Raw genomic sequence first — 18519 nt, forward strand, 5'->3', positions numbered from 1 at the left:
GCGGCGTCGCGTTTAGGTCACGCCCGTTTCGCAAACGGGATACCGAAAGGCCGTGCCGGTCCCTACTATCCTGCGGACGCCTGGCGTCGGGAGTCGGATCGGCGCTGGAGGCGGCCCATGTTCAAAGTCTTCTCCGGCATCTGGGCGCTCCTGCTCGGCATCGTCCTGATCATGCTCGGCAACGGCATGCACTTCACCCTCATCGGCCTGCGCGGCGGGCTGGAGGGCTTCTCGGCGACGGAACTCGCCATCGTGACCTCCGGCTATTTCGTCGGATTTCTCTCCGGCGCGCGGCTGACGCCGTCGCTGATCCGCAATGTCGGCCATGTGCGGGTCTTCGCCGCCCTCGGCAGCTTCATGTCGGCGGGCCTGATCGCCTTCCCCCTCCTCGTCGAGCCCTGGGCGTGGACGCTTTTGCGGGTGCTCGTCGGCTTCTGCATGTCGGGCGTCTACGTCACTGCGGAAAGCTGGCTCAACGACGCCTCCACCAACGCGACGCGCGGCAAGGTCCTGTCGGCCTACATGATCGCCCAGACGCTCGGCATCATCGGGGCGCAGGGGCTGCTGACGCTCGGCGACGCCCAGACCTCGGTCTTGTTCATCGGCGCCTCGATCCTCGTCTCGATCTCCTTCGCCCCGATCCTGTTGACCGTCGCGCCGGCCCCTAAGACGGAGGTCACGCGGCCGATGCCGCTGCGCGACCTGTTCGTCCGCTCGCCCCTCGGCACGGCCGGCATCTTCCTCCTCGGCACCGTCTATGCGACGCAGTCGGGCATGGGCCCGGTCTTCGGCACGCTGATCGGGATGACGGCGTCCCAGATTTCCCTGTTCATCGCCATGCTGTTCGCCGGCGCCCTCGTCTTCCAGTATCCGATCGGCTGGATCTCCGATCGCGTCGATCGCCGCCACCTGATCCTCGCGGCGTCCCTGATCGCCGGCGCCTCATGCCTCGGCGGCTTCATGGCGGGGGACGCGCTGTGGCCGCTGATGGCCTCGGCCTTCGTCGCCGGCGGCATGACGACGCCGCTCTACGCGCTGTTCCTCGCCCATACGAACGACTTCCTCGCCCCGGAAGACATGCCGGCCGCCTCCGGCGGCCTCGTCTTCACCTTCGGGCTCGGCGCGATCATCGGCCCGCTCGTCACCGGCTGGACGATGGAGGCGGCCGGCCCCTTCACCTTCTGGCTGGTCCTCGCCGTCACCTTCGGCGCGATCGCCCTCTACGCCCTCTACCGCATGACCCAGCGCCCCGGCGTTCCCGCCAGCCAGACCGACAGCTATCTCGGCGTCATCCCGACGGCCTCGCCGGTCGCCATCGAGGCCGCGAGCGCCTGGGCCGTCGAACAGGCCGAGACCGACCGCGAAGGCGAGCCTGCGCCGTCGGCACAGGCCGGGACGTGATGTCCGGAATGAGACCGGAATTCAACCGATGCCCCATCTGGCGTTCGGCGTCTGGTGCCGCCAGCAACGTCGAGCGGATGTCGGGTCACTGCTCTTTTGGTTCATGCTGAGATGACAGCTTCGGCTCCTTAGGCACATCCGCGCTCTTCATCACGGAGTTTTCCTCAGGCCGATCCACATCTCGAAGTCTCGGTAAAGCTCGTCGAACGTCACGAGAGTCAGCGTAAAGCTATCGGCCCTGACCTTGTTCCGCCGCCACTCCCATCGATCCATCCGGACTTTCGTCGAAAGTGAGGTGGAGCGCCCGATAGCAAGTACACCGACGATGTTGGGTCGCTCGCTGCCGAAGGCGTCCACGTAGTCGCCGGTCTTGCGGTAGTGATCGAGCGCCCAGGTCCAGTCGACGACCTGACTGAACCCCTTTTCGAACGGGCGGGCCCACCTGTCGACGCCGCGGTTGCTGTCTTCGAAAATATGCCTTTCGGACGCGCCCTCGAACTCGATCAGGCAGAGATTGTCCGTTCCATCACGCCGGACGGTGAGATCGGTTCTGAAATGGGGAAGAACCCGAAACTCCCGTTTGATCAAATCGCCAATGCCCAAGCGACTGTTATACTGCCCCATCATTGCGCAGAGATTGGGCCAATTGTCGAAGTTCTTCAGCACCTGATCGCGTTCATCAAGGTCGGCATTTGTGTCGAGGAGGGCCTTGAATTGGGCTAATTCGCCTTCCGCATGCCGCAAACTAAAAACGTGCGCATCGAAATAGGATTTCGCCATCAGTCCTTCGCGACCACCGACGTGATGACGATCGCTTCATCCTTTTTCGTGAAGACGACACGCAACTTGCCGGCGCGCGCGACGAAGGCATTATCGACGCCGACGATTTTGTTGATTTTCCCGGGGTCGAGAACGCTCGATTTGACCCTCTTCTCCACAGCGAGGGTTTTCGTTTTGTTGAATGGGTGCAGCGACGAGATCATGTTGGCAGCCGTACTGCTGATCAGCACTTGCCGATCATTAGGATCATCGTCTTTTACTTGCAGCGTGACCATCATTTGCTCTCCTGCCGCGCGACGGTGAATCCAATGTAAGAGGCGCCGTCATCACAGTCCATCATGCATGAGGGATGGCGCGAAACCGATGTCGTTGAGGGGATGCATGAATAGCTGCTTGCAACCCATCCCTCGCGCTCCGTGCTAACGCAATCTCATCGTCCTCTGCTCCACCGTTCGCCTCCTGCCTCACGCTCCGCCGCCGAGACCCGGCGCGCTCTCCTTGAGAAATCCGTCGGACTATCGCCGGGCCCTGCCCGCCCAGTTGTCAGCGCTGGAGCCCGCCCTCACGCCCCCGCCAGCCTCTCGAGCTTGGCGGTGACCGTCTTCGGATCCTCGCCATAGGCGATGGTGCCGGCGAGCCGGCCGTCGGCGTCGATGAGGAAGGTGGTGGCGGTGTGGTCCATCAAATAGTCCGCGCCCTCGCCCTGCCGGGCGAAATAGGCGCCCCAGCCCTTGGCCATCGCGGCGACGTCCTGCCTGTCTCCCGTCAGCGCGACGATCTTCGGCGACACCGCCTCGACATACTCCTTCAGCACCCCCGGCGTGTCCCGCTCCGGATCGACGGTAACGAAGACCACCTGGAAGTCGTGGCCCGCCTTCTCGATCGCGTCCTGGTGCGAGGCGAGTTCGTAGAGCGTCGTCGGGCAGACGTCGGGACAGTGGGTGTAGCCGAAGAACAGGGCATAGGGCTCGCCCGCAAGCTTGTCCGAGCTGAAGCTCTCGCCGTTCTGGTCGACGAGGGTGAAGGGCGTGCCATAGGGCGCGTCGCCGGCCGGGCCCTGGCGGGAGAGATTGAAATAGGTGAAGACGAGGGCGCCCGCGACGAGGGCGACGACGGCCCAAAGCCCCGTCTGGATGATCGTGCGCGTCTGCATGTTGGATACTCCGAGAAAAATCGCCGGCCGCGTGATCGCCGGATCGCCCTGACGGTCGCCTCGACGAGACGGTCTGCCGTTCTGCCACCGCCGTCAGAAGCAACTCGCCCAGGCGCTCGCCGCCAGCCTGACGAACAGCGCTTCGCCCTGATCGAGCCAGAGCGCAAGGCCCAGCCCCGCAACTCCGAGGATGGTCGCGATGCCCGCGAGCGCGAGGCGGAGGACGCCGTCGGCATTGCGAGGTTCCGTCGGCAGGGGTTCGGTCGGTGCGCTCATCGGCTGCTTCCTAGCCCATCGGCCCCGGCGGGGCGACGGCTTCGTTAATCCTGTCGCGAAAATTTGTCGCCGGCCCCATCCCCTCGGGCGAATTCTGCGCCGATCATGGTGGTATCTGATGGCGAAGATCAGGCGCTTCTTCCTGACGGAAACCACTCCCATGTCGCGCATCCGCGAAAACCGCATCGACCTCGTACGCGGCCTGTCGCTCCTCCTGATCTTCATCGACCACGCCAACGTCTCCTTCTCCGAGGCCCTGCAGCAGAGCCGGGGATTTTCGGACGCGGCGGAACTCTTCGTCATGATGGCCGGCATGTCGGCCGCCCTCGCCTATCATCCGCCCACCGGCAGGGCCGACCTGCGGTCCGTCGCCCGCCGCACGCTGCGCCGCTCGCTCGAGCTCTACCGCGTCCACCTGATGCTGTTCGCCGGCGTCGTTTCGGCGCTCGTCCTCCTGCCGCTGCCCCGCCACGAGACGATCCTCGCCTACTGGTCGCTGGATCTGATCGCCGCCGAACCGCTGCGTTATGCCGGCGAGGCGCTGCTGTTGCGCTATCTGCCGGCCGAGCTGGACATCCTGCCGCTCTACATCGTCCTCATCGCCGCCATCCCGCTGTTCTTCGCGGTGATCGACCGTTCGCTGCGGCTCGCCCTTGCCGCCTCCGCCGCGCTGTGGCTGGCGGCCGGGCTCCTGCATCTCAACCTCACCGACCTCGCGGCCCGGAAGGACGTCTGGTACTTCGGCCCCTTCTCCTGGCAGCTGGTCTTCGTCATCGGCCTCGTCGCCGGCTTGAGGGTCCGGCAGGGCCAGGCGGCGTTCCCCTATGTGCGGCCGCTGTTCCTCGCGGCGCTGACCGTCTGCGTCCTGGCGGTGCCGGCCAATCTCGTCGTCCATTTCACCTGGCTGAAGGACCAGCCGCTGCTGCATCTCCTCATGTCGAAGACCAGCGAGGGGCCGCTGCGCCTGATCAACGTGCTCGCCATCGTCTATGTCGTCTTCAACCTCGACGCCCTGAAGCGCCTGTCGCCGGAGGGCTGGCTGCGCCCGGTCTTCGCCGCCGGCCGCAACAGCCTGCCGATCTTCGTCCTCGGCGCGGTCCTCTCCGACGCGATCACCGTCCTCGTCATCGGCACCGGCGGCCTGCCGCTCTCCCTCGATCTCCTGGTCATCGGCGTCGGCGTCGCCCTCCAGCTCGCCTTCGCGCTTCACCGCGACCGGGCGAGGCGCGGTCCCTCCGGCCAGCCGAAGCGCTCGCTGCTGGTGGCGTCCGAGGCCGATCGCGACTACGGATACCGCAATGACACCGCAACGCCTGCGATCGACGATGCCGCCAGAAAGCCCGCGACCTGAGAATTTCGACGAGCTGCGCTTCCGCCCGAGCGAGCCGAGGATTTCGACGACGGCGGAGCTGAAGCGTTCCAAGCTCGGCCGCTACGCCGAGATCGGCCCGCGCGTCGTCCTGCGCGACGTCGAGGTCGGCGACTTCTCCTATTTCGAGCGCGGCGGCGAGGCGATCCACGCCACCATCGGCAGGTTCTGCTCGATCGCCGCCAATGTCCGCATCAACGCCCTCGCCCATCCGATGGAGCGCCTGACCACCCACAAGGTCAGCTACCGGCCGAACGAGTATTTCCGCTGGCTCGCCGTCGACCAGACCGTCGCCGAGGCCCGCAAGGCGCAGCGCGTCGTGATCGGCCACGACGTGTGGATCGGCCACGGCGCGATCCTCATGCCGGGGGTCGCGATCGGCGACGGCGCGGTGATCGGCGGCGGCGCGGTGGTGACGCGGGACGTCGCGCCCTACGCGGTCGTTGCCGGCGTGCCGGCCCGGCCGATCCGGATGCGCTTCGAGGCGCCCGTCGCCGCGCGCATCGCCGCGCTCGGCTGGTGGGACTGGCCGCTGGAAACCCTGTTCGACGCCATCCCGGACATGCAGGCCCTGCCGATCGAGGCCTTCCTCGACAAGTGGGAGGCTCAGTCCCCCGCGCCGTCGGCGACGGCGAAGTAGAGAAGCGCCGCCGCCGGCATGCCCATGCCGAGGACGCAGACGCCGATCCAGCCGAAGCCCTCCAGCACCGGGCTCGCCAGCGCCGAGCCGATCGCCCCGCCGACGAAGAAGGTGGTCATGTAGACGGCGTTGAGCCGGTTGCGGATGTTCGGCGCCAGCCGGTAGATCTCCCGCTGGCCGAAGACGAGGTTGGCCTGCACCCCGAGATCGACGACCACCGCGGCGAAGACCAGCGCGGCGAGCGACGCCGTGCCGAAGGTGGCGACGAGGAAGGCGGCAATCACCATCGACAGCGCCGCCACCGTGCCGATGCGCGAGAAGCCGCGGTCGGCGAGACGTCCGGCGACGGGCGCTGCGAACACGCCGAGGACGCCGGCGAGGGCGAACAGCGCGACGCCGCTCGGCGAGAAGCCGAACGGCTCGCGCATCAGGATGATCGGCGCCGCCGTCCAGAACAGCGAGAAGGCGGCGAACATCGCGGCATGGTAGAGGCCCCGGCGCCGCAGCACCGGCTCGCTCGCGAAGAGCTGCCCGAGCGAGCGGATGAGGCTCCAGTAGCCGCGTTCCCCGCCCGGCTCGCGCCGCGGCAGAAGCGCCAGCGAGGCGAGGCCGAGCAGCGTGATCGCCACGGCCGAGACGCCGAAGACGCCGCGCCAGCCGAGATAGTCGGCCAGGAAGCTCGACACCGGCCGCGCCAGAAGGATGCCGCCGAGAAGCCCGCTCATGACGTTGCCGACGACGGCGCCCCGTTCGGCCTCCGGCGCCAGATTGGCGGCGAGCGGCACCAGCATCTGCGCCGCGCAGGAGGTCGCGCCGACGAACAGCATGCCGGCGAACAGCGCGCCGAGCCCCGGCGCCAGTGCGAGACCCGCGAGGCCGACGACGTTCGCCGCCATGGTGACGAGGATGAGGCGGCGGTTTTCCAGGAGGTCGCCGAGCGGCACCAGGAAGACCAGGCCGATGGCATAGCCGATCTGGGCCACCGTCACGATCGAGCTCTCCGCCGCGACCGGCAGGCCGAGATCGGTGCCCATCAGCGAGACCAGCGGCTGGGCGTAATAGAGGTTGGCCGCCAGGGCGCCGCAGGACAGGGCGAAGAGGAAGGTCAGGGTCGGGCCGAGACCGGCACTGTCGCCGGCCGAAGCGGGCGTCGTCGCAGTGTGGCGCATGGCGGGTGCTTCTCGTTTTCGTGCCGGGGCTGGCTCATGGGGGTCGGTCCGCTCTCAGCCATGCCGTGGCGGAGCGGCAAGGCAGCGCCGGATCGGCGCCGGAACGAGCGAGACGAATCGATGGACTGCGGATGGCTTCGGCGGCTGCCGACCGGCCGCCGCTGCAGCTCTAGCTATTCGCAGCTGCGAAAGAATCCAGCCACCCGGGGCGCCAAAATCGGCGAACGCACAGTTCCCGCTTCGCAGACGCAGCGCTTGCAAGCCCGGCCGGGCCGCCTATGGTTGCGCCGACGCTTGTGGTGCGGGGCGATCCCTGCCGCCCGGCGGCGATGCCAGACGAGGACGACGATGCGCTTTTCCGGAACCACCACCTATGTCGCGGGCAAGGACCTGATGGTTGCCGTCAATGCGGCGATCACCCTGCAGCGGCCGCTGCTGGTCAAGGGCGAGCCCGGCACCGGCAAGACCGAGCTGGCCTTCCAGATCGCGCAGTCCCTGGGGCTGCGGCTGATCCAGTGGACGGTGAAGTCGACCACGCGGGCGGCGCAGGGCCTCTACGAATACGACGCCGTCTCGCGCCTGCGCGACAGCCAGCTCGGCGACGAGCGGGTCCGCGACATCCGCAACTACATCCGCCCCGGCAAGCTCTGGAATGCCTTTGCCTCGGACGAGCGCGTCGTCCTCCTGATCGACGAGATCGACAAGGCCGACATCGAGTTCCCCAACGATCTCCTGCAGGAGCTCGACAAGATGAGCTTCGACGTCACCGAGACCGGCGACACGATCGAGGCGAGGCACCGGCCGATCGTCGTCATCACCTCCAACAACGAGAAGGAGCTGCCGGACGCCTTCCTGCGCCGCTGCTTCTTCCACTACATCCAGTTTCCCGACGCCGAGACGCTGCAGAAGATCGTCGACGTGCATTATCCCGGCATCAAGCAGGATCTGGTGCGCGCCGCCCTCACCCAGTTCTACGAGATCCGCGAGCAGCCCGGCCTGAAGAAGAAGCCTTCCACCTCCGAGGCCCTCGACTGGATCCGGCTGCTCGTCGCCGAGGACGTCGAGGCGAGGGATTTGCGCGAAAGCCCGGCGAAGGTGCTGCCGAAGCTCCACGGCGCGCTGCTCAAGAACGAGCAGGACGTGCACCTGTTCGAGCGGCTGGCCTTCCTGGCGCGGCGCGGCTGAAGCCGATGATGCAGCTGCATTTCGACGAGACGAAAGTCCTCGTCTATGCCCGTCGCGGCGAGATGCTCCTCGTCTTCGACGAGCCCGACTGTCCGCAGGTATTGACGCAGGTTCCGGGCGGGACCGTCGAGCCCGGCGAGACGCCGCGCGAGGCGGCCTTCCGCGAGTTCGCCGAAGAGACCGGCTTTGCGATCGCCCCGCCGCTCCACGAACTCGGTGTGCAGCAGCATCGCTACGAGCATGACGGCCGCCTCATCCGCCATGAGCGGCATTGCTACGCCTTCGACGCGCCGGACGAGCTGCCGGCCGAATGGCACCATGTCGAGGGCCAGCCGAGCCAGGGCGAACCGGTCCTCTTCCGGCTGTTCTGGATCCCGCTCGCCGAAGCCCGCTTGCGGCTCGGCTACGCCATGAGCGAGATGCTGTCCGCCCCGTTCTTCCATCCGCGCTGACCTGCGCTTCTCGCGAGATCCCACCCGATGTCCCAGACCGACCTTCTCATCCGCCCCATCGTCGCCGGCGACGAGCCGGAATGGCGCAGGCTCTGGACCGGCTATCTCGAATTCTACAAGTCGCAGGTGCCGGAGGCGGTCTACGCCTCGACCTTCGCCCGGCTGCTCGGCGAGGCGCCCTACGATCCGAGCGGCTTCCTCGCCGTCGTCGACGGGCGGCCGGTCGGCCTCGTCCACTACTTCTTCCATCGCCACTGCTGGCGGGTGGAAAATGTCTGCTACCTGCAGGACCTCTTCGCCGACCCCGCCATCCGCGGCAAGGGCATCGGCCGCGCGCTGATCGAAGCCGTCTACGCCGCGGCCGACGCGGCGGGCTGCCCGAGCGTCTACTGGACGACCCAGGAATTCAACTATGCCGGCCGCATGCTCTACGACCGCATCGGCGAGAAGACGCCCTTCATCAAGTACCAGCGGCCGGAGGGGTGAGGCTGGTCTTCGTCGGCAGAGCGGGACTCGTCGAACCCGCCTTCTCCGGCCGGGTATCCCTCAGGAAACGCCAGCGCTGCACACCCACAGCCCACCCCCGACGCTTCGTCATCCCGGGCTTGACCCGGGACCCATTCCTCTGCCCGCGAAGTCGCCCAATCGCGTCAGAACATTCAACGACTTCAGATGGACTTCGATTGGATCCGTGGCGGCGGCTTGGATGATTTGGAATGGATCCCGGGTCAAGCCCGGGATGACGACGCGGTGAGGCTTCCGCCCCTTCGTGGACATCGCGGCCGGCAACATCGAGCCGCCCCCATGCTCAGGGACTCGCCCGCGCTCCAATGGCCGAGGCCCCGGTGGCCGAGCAGCAGACCGGCCTTCTCGGGTCGGGCATGCCTCAGGAAACGCCAGCGCTGCAGACCCACAGCCACCTCCGACGCTTCGTCATCCCGGGCTTGACCCGGGACCCATTCCTCCGCCCTCGAAGCACGCCAACCGTATCAGAAGATTCAACGACTTCGGATGGATCCGTGGCGGGGGCTGGGATGATTTGAGTGGATCCCGGGTCAAGCCCGGGATGACGAAGCGGTGAGGTTTTCGCCCCCTCGTCGCCCTCTCGCCCGGCCGGCAAGGGCCTGTCGGGGCCATCACCCCCCGGTCGGCACCAGGATCAAAACGTTCAGATCCTCCGTCGGCGTGAAATCCGTCTTGCGCATCTCGAACGTCGTCGGCCCGGTCTTCGTCACCCCCTCGGCGCAGAAGCTGACGAGGTGCTTCGGCGAGCCCTTGTCCACCGTCAGCCTGAAGTCGCCGATGGGCCTCGCCCAGTTGGCGCCGGTGACGAGCACGTAGTCGACGTGACGCTCGGCATAGGGGATCTGGCCGAACTCCGTCGTCTTCGTCGCCTTCGCCAGCGTCGCCATCAGCGCGTCGTCGATGCAGTAGGTCTTGCGCAGGGCGGCGGTCTCGGCCGCGAAATCCGCGTCGCCGAGCATCGTGCCGAGATTGGAATAGACCGAGGGCTCGTAGCGATGCTCGACCCTCACCTCCCGGCCTGCGGGAAAGGTCTGCGTCCAGTGATAGGTCGCCCGGAAGGTCCAGTGCGGGATGAGCGGCTGGTCCCAGGCGTCGCCCTCCTGGCCCTCCTCCGTCACCGCGAGCCCGGACCGCAGCGCGTCCTTCCTGGCCTCGACGCCGAGGGCGTTGAGCCTGGCATCAGCCGCCTCGCCGAACGGCTCCAGCGGCAGGCCGAGCGCGGTCAGCTTTTCGGTGACATCGATGTCGCCGACCACGGCCCGCTTCTCCCGGGCCATCTCGACGGGCTTGCCATCCACCAGGGTCGTGAAGGCGATCGGATCGTTGATGTCGCCCGACGGCACCGACCGGTCGCCCTCGTAGGGTTCGATCGTCACGTCGGGCATCGGGAACGCGACCGTCGAGGTCACGTCCGCCTCCGAGATGTTCCGGAAGACGTAGCGCACGACGATCTCCTTCTGCGAGATCGCCAGATCCTCGCTCACCATCGCGACGGCGTCGGTCGTCTCGAAGACGAGGCCGCCCGATGCCGTGTTGGCCATCGTGTCGTTGGCGAGCGCGGTGGCCTCGCCTGCGGCGAGGAAGAGGCCGGCTGCTGCCAGAATGCGAAGTGTCACGTGGCCTCTCCCGCTGGCGGCTTGTGGGCTCGGCGGCCGCTGTCGCCTCGTAATCATCTGGTCGGCCTGCGGCCCGGATCGCCCCGAGCCCGCGTGCGCGGTCCTGCCGCCCCGGGCCCGCTTGGGCGCCCCTGGCGGCCCGGGCCCGATTGCGCGGCCCTAGCCGCAGCGCAGCGAGCCGAGCGAGGGGCCCTGCCCCGGGGCCTCGATGTCGGAGACGAGCCAGTAGCCGGACGATCCGACGAGGGTCCAGACGACGTCCGTCCGCTGGCCGAAATTGCGGAACGTTGCCTCGACGAGCATCTGGCCGTTGGCGGCCCGCGATGCCCTCAGATCCAGCGTCCGGTCGATCTCGGCGCTGTCGTAGTCCTGGGCGGCGACGATCGGGCTGACGTCGATGCAGGAGCCGCCCGGCCGGTTGTTGGCGCGGATCGTCCGGACGGCGGGCTCCGTGAAGAAGCCCTCGTTCTCGGGGGACAGCGCGTCCGAGAGGAACGGCTCGGTGTAGAAGGCCCGCACGTAGCTCTCGGCATCGGCGGTCTCGTCGCCGGCCGGCGGGGGGCCGGCATCGGCGGGCATCGGGCCGCCTCCCGCGTCCGATGCGCAGCTCTGGAACACGCCCTCCGCCGCCTTGCCCTCGGTGCAGAAGATCCCGCCCCAGTGGTAGCCGACGCCCAGCGGCGTATCCACCTTGTACCACTTGTAGTCGTTGAACCAGACGCCGGTGTCCTCGAGGAGGTTGATGTCGTCGTCGGGCTGCAGGCTGCCGAGCTTGGAGAACTCCATGCCCGGGCCGGCCCTGAGGATGCCGCCATAGGATCGGCCCCGCTGGATCCCGCCGTCCGCGTCCGCTGCCTGGCGGCGGGACTGATTGTCCTCGGCCTGCTGCTCCAGCGCCTCGCGCTCCATCTCGATCATCGTCTGGATGTCGCCGGTGCAGCGGGGGCTGACGGAGTTCCACAGGCTCTCGTCCTGGAAGCATCGGCCGACGGAGATGCGCCCGCAGAGGTCCTTGACCTCCCTCTCGCAGGCCGGGGCGAACCCCTGGGCCGAAGCCGGAGCGAGCGAACCGGCCGCAATCGACAGCCCTGCCGCCGCAAGCATTCGCAACATCAGCATGCGTCACTCCATATGGATGGTTCGGCGCGGATGGCTGCGCCCATTGGTTTTCGCTTCGAAGGATGGGTTTTCGCTTCGAGAAAGGCCGGAAGGGGTTCGTCGGGAGCGCCGGGCGAAGATCGAGCGGGCGCGGAGGCAAGGCGAGGATTTCGACCGAGGAGGCTCAACCGGCCGCCGCCCCGCACCCGGTCCTTCCATCCGCGCCGGCAAGGACACCGCGCAGGGGTCGGGCGAGGATCATTCGGTGGTCATCGCCCGGCCGGTCACGCGGACGATCGCGATGCCGCAATAGTCGATCTCGCGGTCGTAGAAGGAGCCGTCGGTGAACTTGACATAGGTGCGCACCTTGCAGCGCGTGTCGCCCTTGTCCTTGAAGCTCAGCGTCAGGCCGGTGCCGCGGTCCATCGGCTCGCGGAGCCAGTTGCGGCTCCATTCGCCGTCGCGCCGGATCGTGTTGATCTGCGTGACGGTCTGGCGCGAGTCGTTGAAGAAGTTGAAGCTCCAGTCGTCCTTGTGGAGATCGTCGGCGCGCACCGCGCCGCTGCACGAAATGACCAGGGCGAGAGCGAGAAAGAAGAGACGATACATGCCGTTACTGGTCCATCGTTGCGGTCGATGTTCCGTAAGGCGAGGCGCCCCGATCGGCAATGCGGCGACGGGGGCGGCGGCGGGAAATGGATGCTGCGGACAGAAATCCGGACGCCGGGACAAGCACGGCGCTGCTCCGGCGCAAACACGGGGCAGAGACGGAAATGTCGTCCCGTTCCCCCATGCGACGCAAGCGACCGGATGGCGGCCGTCCGCGCCGGCCATCCCGCGACCGCGACGGGCGGTGAAATCGAGGGTGGCCCGGGCGGCCGGAGCCGGCGGCCTCGACCGGGGAAGCCGCCGCCTCCCCGGTCGGTAGCGCAGACCGTCAGGCCGCCAGCATCTTCTCGATCTGGTCCACCGGATGATTGGTGAAGTCCTTGGCGAGCTCGCCGACGATGCGGTCCTGCACCTCCTTGTGGAACTTGAGGCGCATCTCGCCGAGGATCTTCGGCGGCGCGACGACGACGAGTTTCTCGTAGCGGCCGCGATGGGCCATCTTGTAGAGCATCTCGGCGATCTCGGCCGCGAAGCGCTCCTTGCCGAGCTGGTGCCAGTCGGTGTCCGCCACCGCGGACTGATGGCCGGAGCCCCGGTCGGTCAGCCGGCCGGGCCGGTGGGCGCCCTGTTCGCGGCTCGGCGGATTGTCCTGCTCCTCGACCCGGCGGATCTCGAAGTTCGGCAGCTCGCCGTCACCGATGTTTTCCAGGAACAGCGCCTTCTCCCCGTCGGCGACGAGGATCCAGGTCTTGTAGGCGATCGGCTTGTCCAACATGGCATTGCCTTTCTCGTTTTTGGCGGCCGGTCCACGCCGGCCTGTCACCACCAACGATCGAACGCCCGTCCCGTTTCAGGCGCCTCGCCGTCGCCGGCCCAAAATCCTTAAACTTCTCCAAAAATCTTAACCATATCCAGCAATTATCCGGGAATCATGGCCGTTTGGCACCACCCGTTAAGGCGCCATGGGCAATATCGCGAACTCGACACGCCCGAATCGCCATCGGCCATCCGAGTTCTGATCATGCTGCAAACGAAATCCGCCCTCAGGGCCGCCAGCCTCGTCCTCCTCGCCGTCGGCCTGTCCGGCTGCGCCTCGTCGCTGTTCGGGCGGCGGGTGATGAGCGAGCACGAGTGCATGACCCGCGTGATGTATTTCGAATCGAACCGTTCGAGCCCCGAAGGCATGCTCGCCGTCGGCACGGTGGTGATGAACCGGGTCGAGGCGAAGGAATATCCCAACACGGTCTGCGCCGTCGTCGGCCAGAAGAACCAGTTCGCCCCCGGCGTCCTCAGCCGCCAGATGGGCAAGGGCAGCAGGCTCGCGGCGCAGATGGCGACCAAGGTCCTCAAGGGCGGCCGGCATCGCTACGTCCACGGCGCCAAGTTCTTCCACACCGCCGGGATGACGTTCCCCTACACCAACATGCACTATCTGGTGGAAGCCGGCGGCAACGTCTTCTACGAGAAGCGCAAGAACGCCCGGCGCAAGAGCGACCCCGCCTTCATCAACCCGCCGGGCCTCGAGGCCGCCAACCGCGCGGCCCGCGCCATGCTCACCGGCTACCAGGCGACGGCGCCCCAGACGACCTACGCCTACCCCTCGCCCGAGACGATCCGGGCGCAGCCCGAGATTCAAGCGGCGCCCCAGAGCCAGCCCCAGGCCGTGCCGATGCCGGCAGCGCCGCCTCAGGCCGCGGCGACCTTCGCGCCCGCACCCGCGAGCGCCGGCAGCGCCATGCTGGCGCCGATCAGCATCGACGACGTCATCGCCACGAACGGCGGCACCTGACGCGGCAACAGGCGGGATCGCGGCACCTGACGCCGCGCGACGGCCCGCCGCAGACGCTCAGGCGAAGATGCGGGCGCCCTGCCCGCTCCGCTCGCGAAAACTCGCCATGACATGGTCGCTCAGCGCCTCGGCGACGGGGCCCGCCCCTTCGCGGGTCATCAGATAGACGTGGTAGTTGCCGAGCGGCGGCAGGTCCCGCGTCCTGTCGAGGCGCACGAGCCTCTGGGACACGACGCTGATCGGCAGCGGCGCGATCGCGAGGTCCGCCTCCACCGCGGCGATCTGCGCCTGGCAGTTCCGGCTGGTATAGGCGACGCGGTAGGGCCGCCCCGCCTTGTCGAGGGCATCGAGCGCCGCCGACCGCCAGATGCACCCGTGGTTGGCCAAAGCGAGCGGCAGCGGATCGCGCGTCGGGGCGCAGCCGTTGCGCAGGCCGACCCACACCAGCGGCTCGCAATGCGCCTCGACGGCGCGGTAGCCCGGGTGCTCCTCCGTCGCCATCAGCGCGACGTCGATCTCCCCCTCGATGGCCAGGCGGCGCAGGTCCGCGCTGGATTCCAGCCGCACGTCGACGTCGACATGCGGGTGGGTCGAGGCGAACATCTTCAGGATCAGCGGGATCGCGAAGATCCCCGCGTCATAGGGCGCGCCGAGCGAGACCCGACCCTCGATCGACGGGCGGCGGAAATATCCGAGCACTTCGTCGTTGAGCTTGAGCATCTTGCGGGCGAAGCCGAGCAGGTACTCGCCGTCGACGGTCAGCTCGACGACCCGCGTCTCGCGCCGGAACAGCGGCCGCCCCACCATCTCCTCCAGCTTCTTCACCTGCAGGCTGACGGCCGAGGGCGAGCGGAACACCCGCTCCGCCGCCCTCGTGAAATTGCCGGTCTCGCAGATCGCCACGAAGGTGCGGGCGAGATCGATGTCGAGATTGGTGACGACGGGCGTCATCTGGTTCATCGCAGCGACCTTCCTGTCTCTGTGGGCCCACATCCATGCGCCCGTATCAATGAGCTTCTCTCATCCCTCATATTAGAACGTTTCGTTGGACTCATCAATCCCGAAGGACCACTCTCCACTCAACCCAACGAAGGAGAGTGACATGCTTCAGTGGATCTATGCGCCGCGCATCGAGGAAGCCGCCGCAGCGCATCTCGGCAATCGCGGCGCCGGCGGCTGGCTGCGCTCCTGGACCGTCGAGCGGCGGCGCCAGAAATTGCGCCGCGACGCCATCGCGACGCTGCTGCGGGTCGACGACGACGTCCTGCGCGACATCACCGGCCTTGAGCGGCATCAGGTCGAGGCGGCGGCCCGGCTGCCGCTGGAGGTGGACGCGCTGGACCGCCTGCGCCGGATGCGTGCCGTCGAGGTCGGCCCCGCCGGTCACGCCACGGCCGGCTCACGCCGCAGACCGGGCGAGCCGGCTTCCAGGCCTCGATGACGCCTCCGCCGGGCGCGGCCTTTTGCCCCGCCCGGCGCGACGCGCAGAAGCGGAGACGCCGCATCGACCGTCTGCGGCGCTGAAACTGCCTGCGAGAACGACCTGCGCCCGGGCTCCGCCACGTCGCCGACCGAAATGGCGCAGCCGGTCGATTTCCGATCACGAAAACTTTTACCAACGGCACCCTGACTTATCGAACGGGTGCCTATGTATGCGCTGGCTGTTGACTGACTGCAATCTCCAGCCATGCAAGCAAAGACGTTTCGATCACAAGGCGTATTGTAAACGAAAATTAGCGACATCATGCGACTGACTACCTGTTTTGTTTATGTAAATAGTCAGCCATTAAGCTCCCCGCATATTTCAACACGTGCGCGATCTATAGAAAGGTCATCAACTTAAATAAGAACACGGAATTCGTATTCGGCAATTCTTAATGTGTTCCGCCTAACTCTTGGCATCGCAAAATCACTCGCAATGAATAAAAAACCCGGATTATCGTTCGTCTCGGTGGGAACACCTCACCCGACAGACGCACGACGAATCCGGGTCGGCTCGCGGTTCCGAATGTTCCGACCGCGGATCATGGGTGGATCTGTTCCTGGAGGAGGAGCGCATGTTCGGTTCTAAACGTCGGTCTGGTTCGTCTGCTGCCGCGATTCTGGAGGCGCTCGACAAGTCGCTGGCGATCATCGAGTTCAAGCCCGACGGCACCATCCTGACCGCCAACAGGAATTTCTGCGACGCGCTCGGCTACGATCTCAGCGAGATCGCCGGCAAGCATCATTCGATCTTCGTCGATCCGGCGGAGGTAGCCACGGCGCAGTACCGCGAATTCTGGGCCAAGCTCGCCCGCGGGCAATTCGACGCCACCCAGTACAAGCGCCTCGGCAAGGGCGGCAAGGAAGTCTGGATCGAGGCGTCCTACAACCCCGTCCTGTCCGGCAGCAAGGTCGTCAAGGTGGTCAAGGTCGCCACCGACATCACCGCCGTCCGCCTGCAGAACGCCGAGAACGCCGGCAAGCTCGAGGCCCTGTCGCGGGCCCAGGCGGTCATCGAGTTCAAGCCCGACGGCACCATCCTGACCGCCAACGAGAACTTCTGCAACGCCCTCGGCTATGGTCTGGAGGAGATCCGCGGCCGGCATCACTCGATGTTCGTGGAACCGGCCGAAGCGGCCAGCGCCGCCTATAAGGAATTCTGGCCGAAGCTCGCCCGTGGCACATTCGTCTCCGACGAGTTCAAGCGCATCGGCAAGGGCGGCAAGGCGACCTACATCCAGGCCTCCTACAACCCGATCCTCGACATGAACGGCAATGTAATGAAGGTGGTGAAGTTCGCCACCGACGTCACCGGCCGCGTCCAAGCCGTCAACACCATCGCCGACGGCCTCGGCCGCCTTGCCGAGGGCGACGTGTCGCAGGAGCTGGCGGAAGCCTTCATCCCCTCCCTCGACAAGCTCCGCCAGGACTTCAACGCCTCGGTCGCGGTGCTGCGCGAGACGCTGACCTCCGTCGGCAACACCGCCTCGCAGATCAGCAGCGCGACGGAGGAGATCCGCGTCGCCTCCGACGATCTCGCCCGCCGCACCGAGCAGCAGGCCGCCTCTGTCGAGGAGACCTCCGCCGCGCTCGGCGAGCTGACCGACACAGTGCGCGCCTCCGCCGCCCGCGCCGAGGAGGCGGGAACCCTCGTCGCCCGTACCAAGGCCGGGGCGGAGAGTTCCGGCGAGGTCGTCGCCAAGGCCGTCTCCGCCATGGGCGAAATCGAGAATTCCTCGACCCAGATCTCCCAGATCATCGGGGTGATCGACGAGATCGCCTTCCAGACCAACCTTCTCGCCCTCAACGCCGGCGTCGAGGCGGCTCGGGCGGGCGAGGCCGGCAAGGGCTTCGCCGTCGTCGCCCAGGAGGTCCGCGCGCTCGCCCAGCGTTCGGCGGAAGCCGCCAAGGAGATCAAGGGCCTCATCCAGAAGTCCACCACCCAGGTCGGCGCCGGCGTCATGCTCGTCGGCGAGACCGGCAAGGCGTTGCGCACCATCGTCTCCGAGGTCCAGGCCATCGACCAGAACGTGCGTGCCATCGTCGAGGCGGCCCGCAACCAGGCGGTCGGCCTCGCCGAGATCAACAAGGCGGTCGGCTCGATCGACGAGGGCACCCAGCAGAACGCCACCATGGTCGAGGAATCGACGGCCGCCTGCCACAATCTCGCCGGCCAGACCCAGGAACTCGACGAGCTTCTCGCGAAGTTCTCCATATCGCGGGGCGGCCGCTCGAGACCGCGCGCGGCGACGCGCAACGCCAACCCGGCACAATCTCCGGCGCGTAAACTTCAAGGCAACCTCGATCGGGCATATTCGACCAACGGCAACGCTGCTCTGAAGCAGGACACCTGGAAAGACTTCTGATGCTCGCTCAGACTTTTGACACCGCCGACCTCCACGAGGCGGCCATCGAGATCATCGCCTTCGAGATCGGCGGCCAGCAGTTCTGCGTTCGCACGACGGCGGTCCGCGAGATCCGCGGCTGGAGCAAGTCGACGCCGCTCCCGGGCTCCCCCCACGAGGTGATGGGCATGATGAACCTGCGCGGTTCGATCATCCCCATCGTCAACATGGCGTCCAAGCTCGGCATGGCCCCCTCCGAACCCGATGCCCGCAGCGCGGTCATCGTCGCCGAGGTCCAGAGCGCGGTGATCGGTCTCCTGGTCGACCGCGTCGCCGACATCCTCACCGTCGAGGCGAAGGTGGTCCAGCCGACCCCGGAAATGCGCGGCAGCTTCACCGGCGGCTACGTCACCGGCGTCCTCGCCACCGCCCAGGGGATGATCTGCTTCCTCGACCTCGATCGCATGTTCGCCGGCTTCACGCTGGACGAAGAAGCCGCCTGACACGCGGCGAGACTGTCTGCCTCCTGTCCTCGACGGCGCTTCACGGCTCCCCCGTGTCGCGCCGCTTTTTTTCGTGACGCTGCAGCCGCCCGGCGCAGAGGCGCCGCAAACGCGCCTTCGACCGTGA

20 protein-coding genes are annotated in these 18519 nt (G+C 67.1%); 10 read left to right on the plus strand and 10 right to left on the minus strand.

Annotated features, from left to right (window positions below; genetic code table 11):
• Positions 1 to 117 precede the first annotated feature (117 nt).
• Positions 118 to 1401 (plus strand): MFS transporter, encoded by a 1284-nt coding sequence (locus ATO4_RS05090; RefSeq protein ID WP_083590326.1) that lies wholly within the window; start codon positions 118 to 120, stop codon positions 1399 to 1401.
• A 150-nt stretch (positions 1402 to 1551) separates the two neighbouring features.
• Here ATO4_RS05090 and ATO4_RS05095 read toward each other — a convergent pair whose 3' ends face one another.
• The 4 genes from ATO4_RS05095 to ATO4_RS27620 form a co-directional block, all read right to left on the minus strand.
• Positions 1552 to 2181, minus strand: a complete 630-nt coding sequence (locus tag ATO4_RS05095) for a Shedu anti-phage system protein SduA domain-containing protein (protein WP_083590327.1) — start codon at positions 2179 to 2181, stop codon at positions 1552 to 1554.
• Entirely contained in the window at positions 2181 to 2459 is a 279-nt protein-coding gene (locus ATO4_RS05100) for a hypothetical protein (protein WP_139802261.1), read from the minus strand. The genes ATO4_RS05095 and ATO4_RS05100 overlap by 1 nt, the downstream gene beginning before the upstream one ends.
• A 284-nt stretch (positions 2460 to 2743) precedes the next feature.
• Positions 2744 to 3334: an SCO family protein gene (locus ATO4_RS05105; RefSeq protein ID WP_083590329.1), complete on the minus strand. Its 591-nt coding sequence runs from the start codon at positions 3332 to 3334 to the stop codon at positions 2744 to 2746.
• A 93-nt stretch (positions 3335 to 3427) separates the two neighbouring features.
• Positions 3428 to 3610: a hypothetical protein gene (locus tag ATO4_RS27620; protein ID WP_083590330.1), complete on the minus strand. Its 183-nt coding sequence runs from the start codon at positions 3608 to 3610 to the stop codon at positions 3428 to 3430.
• Positions 3611 to 3728: 118 nt separating this feature from the next.
• Here ATO4_RS27620 and opgC point away from each other — a divergent pair, with 118 nt between their 5' ends.
• A complete protein-coding gene (opgC, locus tag ATO4_RS05115; protein ID WP_176222863.1) occupies positions 3729 to 4961 on the plus strand; it encodes an OpgC domain-containing protein in 1233 nt (410 codons plus the stop codon).
• The gene (locus ATO4_RS05120) at positions 4936 to 5619 is read left to right on the plus strand and encodes a DapH/DapD/GlmU-related protein (RefSeq protein ID WP_083590331.1); all 684 of its coding nucleotides are present in this window, start codon (positions 4936 to 4938) and stop codon (positions 5617 to 5619) included. The genes opgC and ATO4_RS05120 overlap by 26 nt, the downstream gene beginning before the upstream one ends.
• On the opposite strand, the gene ATO4_RS05125 is transcribed toward ATO4_RS05120, so the two are convergent.
• Positions 5586 to 6788, minus strand: coding sequence for an MFS transporter (locus ATO4_RS05125; protein ID WP_083590332.1), 1203 nt, complete (start codon positions 6786 to 6788; stop codon positions 5586 to 5588). The genes ATO4_RS05120 and ATO4_RS05125 overlap by 34 nt on opposite strands.
• A gap of 348 nt (positions 6789 to 7136) precedes the next feature.
• Between ATO4_RS05125 and ATO4_RS05130 the strand changes: the two genes are divergently transcribed.
• From ATO4_RS05130 to ATO4_RS05140, 3 genes are read left to right on the plus strand one after another with little or no spacing between them, the layout of a single operon-like run.
• Positions 7137 to 7973: a MoxR family ATPase gene (locus ATO4_RS05130; RefSeq protein WP_083590333.1), complete on the plus strand. Its 837-nt coding sequence runs from the start codon at positions 7137 to 7139 to the stop codon at positions 7971 to 7973.
• Positions 7974 to 7978: 5 nt separating this feature from the next.
• Entirely contained in the window at positions 7979 to 8425 is a 447-nt protein-coding gene (locus ATO4_RS05135; protein ID WP_245308578.1) for an NUDIX domain-containing protein, read from the plus strand.
• Positions 8426 to 8452: 27 nt separating this feature from the next.
• Positions 8453 to 8911: a GNAT family N-acetyltransferase gene (locus ATO4_RS05140; protein ID WP_083590334.1), complete on the plus strand. Its 459-nt coding sequence runs from the start codon at positions 8453 to 8455 to the stop codon at positions 8909 to 8911.
• A 650-nt stretch (positions 8912 to 9561) separates the two neighbouring features.
• On the opposite strand, the gene ATO4_RS05145 is transcribed toward ATO4_RS05140, so the two are convergent.
• From ATO4_RS05145 to ATO4_RS05160, 4 genes are all read right to left on the minus strand, one after another.
• Entirely contained in the window at positions 9562 to 10566 is a 1005-nt protein-coding gene (locus ATO4_RS05145) for a DUF4424 domain-containing protein (RefSeq protein ID WP_176222865.1), read from the minus strand.
• 159 nt (positions 10567 to 10725) lie between these two features.
• On the minus strand, positions 10726 to 11685 hold the full coding sequence (locus ATO4_RS05150; protein ID WP_083590336.1) for an SH3 domain-containing protein: 960 nt from the start codon (positions 11683 to 11685) through the stop codon (positions 10726 to 10728).
• Positions 11686 to 11922: 237 nt separating this feature from the next.
• The gene (locus ATO4_RS05155; RefSeq protein WP_083590337.1) at positions 11923 to 12273 is read right to left on the minus strand and encodes a hypothetical protein; all 351 of its coding nucleotides are present in this window, start codon (positions 12271 to 12273) and stop codon (positions 11923 to 11925) included.
• A gap of 328 nt (positions 12274 to 12601) precedes the next feature.
• Positions 12602 to 13048, minus strand: a complete 447-nt coding sequence (locus tag ATO4_RS05160; protein WP_083590338.1) for a host attachment family protein — start codon at positions 13046 to 13048, stop codon at positions 12602 to 12604.
• A gap of 342 nt (positions 13049 to 13390) precedes the next feature.
• On the opposite strand from ATO4_RS05160, the gene ATO4_RS05165 reads away from it, so the two are divergent.
• The gene (locus ATO4_RS05165) at positions 13391 to 14062 is read left to right on the plus strand and encodes a cell wall hydrolase (protein ID WP_139802267.1); all 672 of its coding nucleotides are present in this window, start codon (positions 13391 to 13393) and stop codon (positions 14060 to 14062) included.
• Positions 14063 to 14119: 57 nt separating this feature from the next.
• On the opposite strand, the gene ATO4_RS05170 is transcribed toward ATO4_RS05165, so the two are convergent.
• Positions 14120 to 15022 carry a LysR substrate-binding domain-containing protein gene (locus tag ATO4_RS05170; protein ID WP_083590340.1) on the minus strand — a complete coding sequence of 301 codons (903 nt, stop codon included), beginning with the start codon at positions 15020 to 15022 and terminating at the stop codon, positions 14120 to 14122.
• A 142-nt stretch (positions 15023 to 15164) separates the two neighbouring features.
• Between ATO4_RS05170 and ATO4_RS05175 the strand changes: the two genes are divergently transcribed.
• The 3 genes from ATO4_RS05175 to ATO4_RS05185 all read left to right on the plus strand — a co-directional run bounded on the left by ATO4_RS05175 (position 15165) and on the right by ATO4_RS05185 (position 18392).
• A complete protein-coding gene (locus tag ATO4_RS05175) occupies positions 15165 to 15503 on the plus strand; it encodes a hypothetical protein (RefSeq protein ID WP_083590341.1) in 339 nt (112 codons plus the stop codon).
• Positions 15504 to 16119: 616 nt separating this feature from the next.
• Positions 16120 to 17910, plus strand: a complete 1791-nt coding sequence (locus tag ATO4_RS05180) for a PAS domain-containing methyl-accepting chemotaxis protein (protein WP_083590386.1) — start codon at positions 16120 to 16122, stop codon at positions 17908 to 17910.
• Positions 17910 to 18392 (plus strand): chemotaxis protein CheW, encoded by a 483-nt coding sequence (locus ATO4_RS05185; RefSeq protein WP_083590342.1) that lies wholly within the window; start codon positions 17910 to 17912, stop codon positions 18390 to 18392. The genes ATO4_RS05180 and ATO4_RS05185 overlap by 1 nt, the downstream gene beginning before the upstream one ends.
• The last annotated feature ends 127 nt before the right edge of the window (positions 18393 to 18519 follow it).

Source organism: Aurantimonas sp. 22II-16-19i (assembly GCF_002088275.1).
In the GTDB taxonomy this organism is placed as follows: Bacteria; Pseudomonadota; Alphaproteobacteria; order Rhizobiales; family Rhizobiaceae; genus Jiella.

Bases quoted from the DNA above. Each gene is read 5' to 3' on its own strand.
- ATO4_RS05090 (WP_083590326.1), top strand. From the start codon at position 118: ATGTTCAAAGTCTTCTCCGGCATCTGGGCGCTCCTGCTCGGCATCGTC.
- ATO4_RS05095 (WP_083590327.1), bottom strand. From the start codon at position 2,181: ATGGCGAAATCCTATTTCGATGCGCACGTTTTTAGTTTGCGGCATGCG.
- ATO4_RS05100 (WP_139802261.1), bottom strand. From the start codon at position 2,459: ATGATGGTCACGCTGCAAGTAAAAGACGATGATCCTAATGATCGGCAA.
- ATO4_RS05105 (WP_083590329.1), bottom strand. From the start codon at position 3,334: ATGCAGACGCGCACGATCATCCAGACGGGGCTTTGGGCCGTCGTCGCC.
- ATO4_RS27620 (WP_083590330.1), bottom strand. From the start codon at position 3,610: ATGAGCGCACCGACCGAACCCCTGCCGACGGAACCTCGCAATGCCGAC.
- opgC (WP_176222863.1), top strand. From the start codon at position 3,729: ATGGCGAAGATCAGGCGCTTCTTCCTGACGGAAACCACTCCCATGTCG.
- ATO4_RS05120 (WP_083590331.1), top strand. From the start codon at position 4,936: ATGCCGCCAGAAAGCCCGCGACCTGAGAATTTCGACGAGCTGCGCTTC.
- ATO4_RS05125 (WP_083590332.1), bottom strand. From the start codon at position 6,788: ATGCGCCACACTGCGACGACGCCCGCTTCGGCCGGCGACAGTGCCGGT.
- ATO4_RS05130 (WP_083590333.1), top strand. From the start codon at position 7,137: ATGCGCTTTTCCGGAACCACCACCTATGTCGCGGGCAAGGACCTGATG.
- ATO4_RS05135 (WP_245308578.1), top strand. From the start codon at position 7,979: ATGATGCAGCTGCATTTCGACGAGACGAAAGTCCTCGTCTATGCCCGT.
- ATO4_RS05140 (WP_083590334.1), top strand. From the start codon at position 8,453: ATGTCCCAGACCGACCTTCTCATCCGCCCCATCGTCGCCGGCGACGAG.
- ATO4_RS05150 (WP_083590336.1), bottom strand. From the start codon at position 11,685: ATGCTGATGTTGCGAATGCTTGCGGCGGCAGGGCTGTCGATTGCGGCC.
- ATO4_RS05155 (WP_083590337.1), bottom strand. From the start codon at position 12,273: ATGTATCGTCTCTTCTTTCTCGCTCTCGCCCTGGTCATTTCGTGCAGC.
- ATO4_RS05160 (WP_083590338.1), bottom strand. From the start codon at position 13,048: ATGTTGGACAAGCCGATCGCCTACAAGACCTGGATCCTCGTCGCCGAC.
- ATO4_RS05165 (WP_139802267.1), top strand. From the start codon at position 13,391: ATGAGCGAGCACGAGTGCATGACCCGCGTGATGTATTTCGAATCGAAC.
- ATO4_RS05170 (WP_083590340.1), bottom strand. From the start codon at position 15,022: ATGAACCAGATGACGCCCGTCGTCACCAATCTCGACATCGATCTCGCC.
- ATO4_RS05175 (WP_083590341.1), top strand. From the start codon at position 15,165: ATGCTTCAGTGGATCTATGCGCCGCGCATCGAGGAAGCCGCCGCAGCG.
- ATO4_RS05180 (WP_083590386.1), top strand. From the start codon at position 16,120: ATGTTCGGTTCTAAACGTCGGTCTGGTTCGTCTGCTGCCGCGATTCTG.
- ATO4_RS05185 (WP_083590342.1), top strand. From the start codon at position 17,910: ATGCTCGCTCAGACTTTTGACACCGCCGACCTCCACGAGGCGGCCATC.